Here is a 3861-nt window from a genome sequence, read left to right as displayed (position 1 = left end):
GATCGCATAGACGAGGCGGCCCCCCATGGCCTCGGCGATCTTTTCCAACTGGTTCAGGGAGATGGTTCCGGCCTGTTCGGTCTGAATTGCGGCGTAGATGTTGTTGCGTGAGATGCCGAGGCGTTCGGCGAGGGCTGGAGCATTCATCCTGATCGCCTCCTGGAACGTGGCGATCCAGCCCCCGAAGGGCTTTGCAACGGACTTAATCAGGGTTGCGGCTTGGTTGACCCTGTCTTGGGCCTGACGCTGCTTTGTGCGGGAGACGGACATTTGCCAACCTATGAGATTGCTTTCGCGGAAGTATCGCCATGCTAAGATATGGCAAAATGTCACGATCCGCAATGGTATAGGTTTGCTAGTCGTTCAAATTGGCAATCCTATAGATTTGCAAATATGATGTATTCGCCATGCTCAGGATTGGCAGCGATCGCAGTCTCCTTCGTCATGCCTCCGAAGAGCGTGGCATCGACTCGACGTCCGCCACAAAGGAAGTGCACGATCACCTATTCCCGTCGATCCATTTCGACATCAGGCCCTTGTCACGGAAGCACTCGTCTGGCACCGCGCGGCGCTTGATGCGGGCGAGGCGTTCGGCGAAGGCGACCTGCTTGGAGGATGGCAGACGGTCCAGCTCGGAGACCGGTCTCAGGTTTGCCTGGGCCTCGATCCAGGCGCTCAGGGTCCGTCGGTCCTGCTGAACCTCCCAAGGCAGAAGCGTTTGATTGCGCAGTGCCAAAGCGCGCGCATATGCGATCTGCTTCGGCGTGGAGGGCAGGGCAAAGGTGGTGCTTTCCATCGGGTATCTCCCTTGGCTCGTCACTCTGAATATAGAACATAACAAGAACAAATTCAACTCCGCCGCTGCCGGAGAGATCGAAGGAGGCGGAATTCGGGTGGGCACCTCCCGGCGTGCCGCCGGGACCGGGCCTTGGTCCTGCGGACGAGAGCCGGCCTTGGCCGTCTCCCCCCATACGGGCGACAGTCCCTGGTGCAAGTAAGGGAAGGGGAGGGAGAGGGCTGCCGGAAGGGGTCAGGTTCCGGCGGGTGAGAGAGAGCGCCGCGCGGGACTGACCCCTCCGGCTCTCTCGAGGTTTCCCCGATGAACGATCTTTCCTCTGCGACCCTGGCGGCGGCACCCACTGCCGTGCCGTCCCCCTCCACGACTGCCTCCAGAATCCTGGCCGTTGCTGAAGCGCTGCAACCTGATCTGGCGCAGGGCTTCCAGATCGAAGCCCTGCGCTTGCGGCTGGAGATGGAGCGCGCCTTTGGCGGCTCCGATGCAGTTGGCGCCTGGGACTGGAAGCTCGCCTATGAGGCGGGCGAGGTGGCGCTCGTCCTTTTTCTGCGGAAATTCGGCCGCGCCCTGCTGGCCCGGGCGGGCTCGCCGGGAGCCTTGCTGCCGATCCTCGCCAAAGTCGCGGGGCTCCTGCCCACGCACACAAGGCGGTCGGAGGAGATGGAGCGCTTCCAGCAGTTCAGTACGCCTCTGCCGATGGGGCTTGCAGCAATTGCGGCGGCACAGATCACCGTCCGCGATCTGGTACTCGAACCCTCGGCCGGGACCGGGCTTCTGGCGATCCTGGCGGAGATCGGGGGCGGTAGCCTTGCGCTGAACGAATTGGCCGACACCCGCGCCGACCTTCTGCGGCTCTTGTTTCCGGGCCGCTCCGTCACCCGTTTCGACGCCGCGCAGATCGACGATCATCTGGGTGCCGAGCTGCGTCCGACCGTCATCTTGATGAACCCGCCCTTCTCGGCCGTGGCGCATGTCGATGGCCGCAGCACCGAGGCGACGGCGCGGCATCTGCGTTCGGCGCTTGCGCGGCTTGCGCCGGGTGGGCGGTTGGTCGCAATCACCGGCACTAATTTCACGCCGGATGCACCCGCCTGGGCCGAGACCTTCGCTCGGCTGACCGAGTCCGCGCATCTTGTTTTCACGGGCTCGGTGTCTGGCGGCGCCTTTGCCAAACATGGCACTAGCTTCGAGACGCGGATTTCGGTCTTTGACAAATGTCGTGGCGGCGAAAAGGGCGGCATCACGGCCGACCTCGCCCGGCCCATCTCTCCCGATGTGGCGCATCTGCTGGCCCGGATCACCGCAGAAGTTCCGCCGCGCCTCGAACTCATGCATTACGCCTCGACTGGGCAGGGCCGCTCTTCTCCCTTCTCGGGAAATTCTGCCCGCGCCGCAAAAACCACCGTCGGCCTATCGCGGGCTTCCGCCTCGGTCTCGTCTTTCGGCGCGCACACGCCTGTCGACCCCGAAGATCTCTCCTATATCCTGCGCGAGGTTACCGAAGACGACAGCGCTGCGCGTCTGTCGGATGCGATCTATGAGACCTTCCGGCTGCAGGCCTTCGACATCCCAGGCGCGGCCCCTCATCCGACCAAGTTGGTGCAATCGGCGGCCATGGCCTCGGTCGCGCCCCCGAAACCGACCTACCGCCCGAAACTGCCCGCCGCCGTGTTGCGGGATGGGCTCCTGTCGGATGCCCAGCTCGAAACCGTGATCTATGCGGGCGAGGCGCATGATGCGCATCTCGCTGGGTCGTGGTGCGTGGATGACACCGGCGACATGGTTTCCGCCGCGCCCGAGGCCGCCGCTGAGGCTGTCCGGTTCCGGCGGGGCTTCTTCCTTGGCGATGGCACCGGGGCGGGAAAAGGCCGACAGTCGGCCGGGATCCTGCTCGACAACTGGGCGCGAGGTCGCCGAAAGGCGCTCTGGATCTCGAAGAGCGACAAGCTGCTGGAGGATGCGCAGCGCGACTGGTCGGCCCTTGGCCAGGAGCGTCTGCTCGTAACACCGCTGTCGCGCTTCGCCCAAGGGCGCGAAATTCCGCTCACCGAAGGCATCCTGTTCACCACTTATGCGACGCTGCGCTCGGAAGAACGTGGCAACAAGAAATCCCGCGTCGACCAAATCGTCGACTGGCTCGGGGCCGATTTCGACGGGGTGATCCTGTTCGACGAAAGCCATGCCATGGCCAATGCCGCCGGGTCCAAGGGCGAGCGGGGCGACACGGAAGCCTCGCAGCAGGGCAGGGCGGGCCTGCGCCTGCAGCACAAGCTGCCCAATGCCCGGGTCGTCTATGTCTCAGCCACCGGGGCTACGACGGTCCACAACTTGGCCTATGCGCAACGCCTTGGACTCTGGGGTGGGGAGGATTTCCCCTTCGCAACGCGAGCCGAGTTCGTCGAGGCCATCGAGGCAGGCGGGGTCGCCGCGATGGAGGTTCTCGCCCGCGACCTGCGGTCCCTCGGTCTCTACACCGCCCGGTCGCTTTCCTATGACGGTGTCGAATACGAGATGCTGGTTCACGCACTCAGCCCGGAGCAGCGCAGCATCTACGATGCCTATGCCGGGGCCTTCGCCATCATCCACAACAACCTGGCTGCGGCGATGGAGGCCGCCAACATCACGGGTGAGAACGGCACGCTGAACCGGCAGGCCAAGTCCGCCGCGCGCTCGGCCTTCGAGTCCGCAAAGCAGCGCTTCTTCGGCCATCTGCTCACCTCGATGAAAACCCCCACGCTGATCGCGGCCATCGCGGCCGATCTGGCGGCAGGCCATGCCGCCGTCATCCAGATCGTCTCGACCGGCGAGGCGCTGATGGAACGCCGCCTGTCGGAGATCCCGACCGACGAATGGAACGACATCCGGGTCGACATCACCCCGCGGGAATACGTCTTATCCGGAACTCCGGATAAAACATAATATGCCGCGTCCGCGTTATGCAGAGCGCGGCGCTTCATGTCGTTGATATGCTGTTTCATTTTGGGATCTCCACTTGGCATAATCATGATGCCTCTGCTCTCAACCGCAGAAGGACACCCCGACATGACCTCCTCCTCCAACTCTCA

Annotated in this window: 2 protein-coding genes and 1 pseudogene; 1 reads left to right on the top strand and 2 read right to left on the bottom strand. The window is 63.8% G+C overall.

Annotation, left to right across the window (positions count from 1 at the left end; genetic code table 11):
* Both AC1Y2B_RS23350 and AC1Y2B_RS23345 read right to left on the bottom strand, forming a co-directional pair.
* On the bottom strand, nt 1-147 hold a 147-nt coding region (locus AC1Y2B_RS23350; RefSeq protein WP_482255519.1), incomplete at its 3' end, for a helix-turn-helix domain-containing protein.
* 352 nt (nt 148-499) lie between these two features.
* Nucleotides 500-796, bottom strand: a complete 297-nt coding sequence (locus tag AC1Y2B_RS23345; RefSeq protein WP_482255518.1) for a hypothetical protein — start codon at nt 794-796, stop codon at nt 500-502.
* A 303-nt stretch (nt 797-1099) separates the two neighbouring features.
* Between AC1Y2B_RS23345 and AC1Y2B_RS23340 the strand changes: the two are divergent.
* A pseudogene (locus AC1Y2B_RS23340) lies at nt 1100-3691 on the top strand (strawberry notch-like NTP hydrolase domain-containing protein); the annotation flags it as partial.
* Between the last annotated feature and the right edge of the window lie 170 nt (nt 3692-3861).

This window comes from Stagnihabitans sp., assembly GCF_964946895.1.
The sequence above is the reverse complement of the archived record's forward strand: the minus strand, read 5'-3'. Positions and strand labels throughout refer to the sequence as shown.

Excerpts from the sequence above, each read along its gene's own strand:
- AC1Y2B_RS23345 (WP_482255518.1), bottom strand. The coding sequence starts at position 796 with ATGGAAAGCACCACCTTTGCCCTGCCCTCCACGCCGAAGCAGATCGCA.